Source organism: Bacillota bacterium, assembly GCA_030705925.1.
Taxonomy (GTDB): domain Bacteria; phylum Bacillota; class Clostridia; order Oscillospirales; family Feifaniaceae; genus JAUZPM01.
The window spans coordinates 1-4,972 of the sequence record JAUZPM010000103.1 but is presented as its reverse complement, the minus strand read 5'-3'; the positions used below and the strand labels follow the sequence as shown (position 1 = coordinate 4,972).

The window sequence follows — 4,972 nt, the reverse complement described above, 5'->3', positions numbered from 1 at the left end:
CCTGTCGGGAATCCGCCGCCGCCACGTCCACGCAGCCCTGAATCTTTTATTATCTGAATGACTTCTTCAGGTTTCATTTCGGTGAGTACCTTCTGTAGAGCGAGATAACCGTCTGTAGCTATGTACTCGTCGATGTTCTCAGGATTGATGACGCCGCAGTTGCGCAGAGCAACTCTGAACTGTTTTGCATAGAAGTTTGTTTTTTCAAGAGACAGTATTGAATCTTCCTTAACAGTTTCTTTGTAAAGAAGACGTGATACGATTCTGCCTTTTAACAGATGCTCGTCAACGATCTCTTTAACGTCGTCAGCCTTAACACGGCTGTAGAAAGAACCTTCTGGATAAACGATAACGACAGGACCAAGCGAGCAGAGACCGAAGCAGCCGGTCATTACAACTTTTACTTCCTGATCGAGTCCTACAGCTTTTATCTCTTTTTCAAAAGCTGCGATTATATCGCGCGAACCGGAGGAGGTACAACCTGTACCGCCGCAGACAAGCACGTGTGATCTATACATTGTTTACTCCTCCTTATTTAGCGTTTCCTATTGTGTATTCGGTAACAACGTTGTTATTTACAAGATGGTCATTTACGATGCGCACCGCCTTCTGAGCGTCGACCTTTACATAGGTAACCTTCTCCTTGCCGTGCTCATATACCTCAACGATCGGCTCAAGTCTGCAAACGCCGATGCAGCCGGTCTGGGTAACAGTTACGTCTTTAAGACCTCTTTTAGCTATTTCTTCAACGATCGCATTAAGAACTGGTCTTGCGCCCGCGGCGATACCGCAGGTTGCCATGCCGACAACGACACGTTTGCCTTCGTCGCTTCCGCTGCGAAGATCGATAGAGCTTTTCATCTTATCTCTGATAGCTGCAAGCTCCTCAATAGTCTTCATATCAATCACCTTTCCATTACTTATTTAAGATTCGCCGCCGCCTTGCATGGCGGCAATGTTTTCATTTATATATTCCGAGAGCCAGAGCAGCACTTCCGGGCTGTCGATCGGGACAGACCCTAAGGTTTTCCTGATCTCGACCGTTGAAAGCGTGAACCTGCGGCCGTTATAAATGTAACAAAATACGTATTCGATTTCGGGACTGCCCTGAATCAGGGTCGTTATAGTTCCGGCAATGTCGCCGAGAGGCATCCTGTCGATACTGCTGTGAGAAAATACGGCAGTTACCGCAGTCCCCTCTCCCTCTTTTGACTTAAGCTCAAGATGACCGCCCGTTTGCTCTGCCGCCTGTTTGAAAAGCGGAAGCCCAAGACCTATCTTACGTGTCTTACGGGTAGTGGTAAAAGGGTCAAGCACCGTTTTCTGCATCTCTTCACTCATGCCGCAGCCATTGTCTGTAATAACAATGGTGAATCTGTCGAGAGCCGTATACTCATCTACTGTAATTTCTATCCTTGAGGCTTTGGCTTTAACGGAATTTTGGGCAATGTCTAAAATGTTGAGGGATAGTTCTGTCATTTAACTTCCAATTTCTTGTATTTGTCTATAATCTTGTCGACTTCCTCAGGGACAAGTCTGCCGTAAACATCATCGTTGATCATCATTACAGGTGCAAGTCCGCAGCAGCCAAGACATCTTGTGGCGTCAAGTGAAAACATGCCGTCAGGTGTGCAGCAGCCGTTGTCTATCCCGAGGACGATCTTAATTCTTTCAAATACCTCAGCGGAATTTTTAACATAGCACGCTGTGCCAAGGCAAACACCAATCTTGTATTTGCCCTTCGGCTGAAGATTGAACTGAGAGTAAAATGTCGAAACCCCGTAAACCTCAGAAAGCGGAACGTCAAGTCCGTCTGCAATTCTTTTTTGAACCTCTATCGGCAGATAGCCATAGATGTCCTGTGCCTGCTGCATGACCGGCATCAGGTTTCCTTGAACGTCTTTATAACGCACAATAAGATCCTGAAGCTTTTGCGCCTGCTCTGCCGTTTCGGTGAACGGGATTGTGGCAGTTTTTGAACTCATTTAAATTCCTCCTGTTATCAATATTTAAATTGAATTTACATTGTATATGATCTGCTTTCACTATACATTATATGGCAATCGTTAAGAAATTAACAATCGAAGGCAGCAAACCACAATTAAAAATTATACATTGGTATGGGCTAAAAATCAAACATTTTTCGACATTTGATGCAAGATTTTTTAAAGTATGGAAAGCGCGCTTATGATCTGTTCAGGCTCTTTTCCATTTGTTTCTATACAGTTTTCTCTTTCGGATATGAATTCAAGACTATGTGCGTCCGAATCGCGGATGAATCTATACCCTTTATTTAAATAAGGATATTTATTTACGGTGTCTTCCTTTGAAGTGCCGCATGAAAGTTCAAGCGTGTGAAATCCCATTTCCGGGGCAATGAAGCCAAGACTGGATATTACGCTGTATGCCGGCCTGTCTATATGGGACGGAATCGCAACTCCGCCGTACTCACCGGCAAGCTTTGCGGCATTGTCAATGCTGATGGACGTCGCTGTAAGCAGAAGATATTCCTCATAGCCTGTTATTTCGTCGTTTTCATCCATGAAGCACTGCTGTCCGAACACATCGGGCTTGTTTTTTACCTTTATGATATGCTCTTTTACGTATTTATCGAATTCAAGAGCATTATCAAGTTTGGGAAAAAGGCAGAGCACATGTGCCTCTTCCGCCGTGCAGAGCTCCATTCCGGGAAGAACGATAAGCCCGGCACGTCTTCCAAGTTCCATTACCGCGGCACAGTTGCCGCAGGCATTGTGATCGGTCAGCGCAATTACGTCAAGCCCTTTGAGCGATGCCATATTTATAATGTTGTTCGGGGTCATGTCTAAACTTCCGCAGGGAGAGAGCGCCGAATGTATGTGAAAATCGTAGTAAATATCCATCTGCCCTCACCTTTTGAATTAGTATATTTTACACTCCGAGGATCTTCGCAAGACCTGCCGCCGTTTCAAAAGTGGTTTTCTTTGATAAAAGGACAGGCACGTCCTCGGAATCCGCTTTTGCCTTGGATGATGTGTCAAGCTCATTGCCGTCTGTAATTATGATACAGGATACGTCCGCAAGCAGTCCAACTGCGACAACATTGATGTTAGACATCATAGTGATCCATGCTGCACCTTTTCCGGCGCGTGAGATAACATAGCTTAAAAGGTCGCAGACATATCCGCTTTCGACCTCTCGTTCAAGCCCCGTGCCGCCTGTAACTACTTCACAGTCGAGCGCGTTTGCAACGTCTCTGACGGTCATTTTTTATCACTGCCTTCATTTTCTTTGATGTTATGATACCGTTCGCCGCCAAAAACTTCGTTATAAAGCCCAGCGATCTTTTCACGCAATTTGAAAACACAGTCGCTTTCCTGAGCGAAACCGCCTACAACGTCCTCCGCAAGCGCGCGGCAAGTCGGAGCCCCGCATGAGCCGCAGTCCAGCCCCGGCAGATGGTTTTGCACCTCCGCGATCTGGTTCACCATATGCAGAGCGGTGTTAACGTCGCCGTTTAAGCGCATAGAGCTTCCGGCTCTATATTTTCTGTCTGCGTCAAGCGTGCCGACAACGTCGAAATTATAGACGTTTTTTGCGACAGGAAGGTATTTTCTAAGATTATATAGTCTTGTTTTTGCAACAAACGGATTTTCTATTGTAAGCACGCCTCCAACACAGCCGCCTGTGCAGGCGTTTAGCTCGATAAAATCCATATCATCAAGCTTGTCGTTTTCGATCTCTTCAAGCACACGGATAACGTTTTTTATCCCGTCCGCGGCAAGGTATTTGTCCTTCAGAACAGCGGCAGCCTCGCCCCCGCTTGCGCCCCAGCTTAGTCCAATGCGCCCCGTTTCGGACAGTTCGTCTTCCAGATCGCTGCGTTTCATTTCGCCGACAAGCTTTAAGTATATCTCGCCCATTGAAACAGTAGCATCAATATTACTGTCTGCAGTGAACATCGGGTTTTTAGCCGCAGTCACCTTTGCCGGGCAGGGAGATATGAATACACAGCCTATTTCCGTTGGCTTAAAGCCCGTCCCCTTTACAGCCTCGCGGCGTGCGAGTTTTGCGGCAAGCTCAACTGGCGCCAAGATCGGCAGCACATTTTCGATAAGAGATGGAAAACGCACCGATATAAGCTTTACGACAGCCGGACAGGCTGAGCTTATGACGGGCTTTTTGAGTTTGCGTTTATTTAAAAGCATACGGGTGTAGTCCGAAACGATCTCTGCGGCTTTTGACACCTCGTAAACATCGTTAAAACCGATCTTTTTAAGACCTTCGATGACATAATCCATATCGTCGAGGTTGTTGAACTGACCCCACAGCGACGGAGCAGGCAGAGCAACGAGCCATTTGTATTTTCCGATTATATCAGCAAGCTTATCGTAGACAGCCCGTTTTGCGTGATGGGGGCAGACGCGTATACATTCGCCGCAGTCGATGCAGCGATCGTCAATGATTCGAGCCTTCCCGCCTCGCACTCGAATCGCCTCGGTCGGACAGTGTTTAATGCAGTTTGTGCAGCCCTTGCATTTGTCAACGTCAAGTCGTACTGAATGCGGTATTTTCTCCATCGTCTTTGCTCCCCTCATCCGGCGGAACGTTCACGACCATAGTAACGGTCGTACCTTTTCCGACCTCTGTATCTATAATCATTTCATCTGTATATTTCTTCATGTTGGGAAGTCCCATTCCTGCGCCGAAACCTAGAGCGCGTACACTTTCAGAGGCAGTCGACCAGCCCTCTTTCATAGCAAGCGACACATCGGCTATGCCGGGACCGTTGTCTTTTAACACCATTTTGATCCTTGATGCTGTGATCTCGACGTCTGCAAAGCCGCCTTTTGCGTGGATGACCATATTTATTTCGCCCTCGTACATCGCAACGGAGACCCTGCGTATTATGTCTGGTTTAAAGCCTGCTTTTTTAAGTACCCGTTTAACGGCGCTCGAAGCCTCACCCGCTAAGACAAAGTCGTCACCGTCT

Annotated in this window: 8 protein-coding genes; all 8 read right to left on the bottom strand. The window is 46.9% G+C overall.

Features of this window, described 5'->3' with window-relative positions; genetic code table 11:
* Window positions 1-518 (bottom strand): NAD(P)H-dependent oxidoreductase subunit E (locus tag Q8865_10965; GenBank protein ID MDP4153938.1); only part of this gene is annotated, 518 nt, incomplete at its 3' end.
* A 13-nt stretch (window positions 519-531) separates the two neighbouring features.
* Window positions 532-900: a (2Fe-2S) ferredoxin domain-containing protein gene (locus Q8865_10960; protein ID MDP4153937.1), complete on the bottom strand. Its 369-nt coding sequence runs from the start codon at window positions 898-900 to the stop codon at window positions 532-534.
* Window positions 901-924: 24 nt separating this feature from the next.
* On the bottom strand, window positions 925-1,479 hold the full coding sequence (locus tag Q8865_10955; GenBank protein MDP4153936.1) for an ATP-binding protein: 555 nt from the start codon (window positions 1,477-1,479) through the stop codon (window positions 925-927).
* Window positions 1,476-1,985: an NAD(P)H-dependent oxidoreductase subunit E gene (locus tag Q8865_10950; GenBank protein MDP4153935.1), complete on the bottom strand. Its 510-nt coding sequence runs from the start codon at window positions 1,983-1,985 to the stop codon at window positions 1,476-1,478. The genes Q8865_10955 and Q8865_10950 overlap by 4 nt, the downstream gene beginning before the upstream one ends.
* Window positions 1,986-2,165: 180 nt before the next feature.
* On the bottom strand, window positions 2,166-2,882 hold the full coding sequence (locus tag Q8865_10945; protein ID MDP4153934.1) for a PHP domain-containing protein: 717 nt from the start codon (window positions 2,880-2,882) through the stop codon (window positions 2,166-2,168).
* 28 nt (window positions 2,883-2,910) lie between these two features.
* Window positions 2,911-3,246, bottom strand: a complete 336-nt coding sequence (locus Q8865_10940) for a DRTGG domain-containing protein (GenBank protein MDP4153933.1) — start codon at window positions 3,244-3,246, stop codon at window positions 2,911-2,913.
* A complete protein-coding gene (locus Q8865_10935) occupies window positions 3,243-4,559 on the bottom strand; it encodes a [Fe-Fe] hydrogenase large subunit C-terminal domain-containing protein (protein ID MDP4153932.1) in 1,317 nt (438 codons plus the stop codon). Before Q8865_10935 ends, Q8865_10940 begins: the two co-directional genes overlap by 4 nt.
* Window positions 4,528-4,972, bottom strand: a 445-nt coding sequence (locus tag Q8865_10930; GenBank protein ID MDP4153931.1) for an ATP-binding protein, incomplete at its 5' end; no start/stop codon positions are given. The genes Q8865_10930 and Q8865_10935, both read right to left, overlap by 32 nt.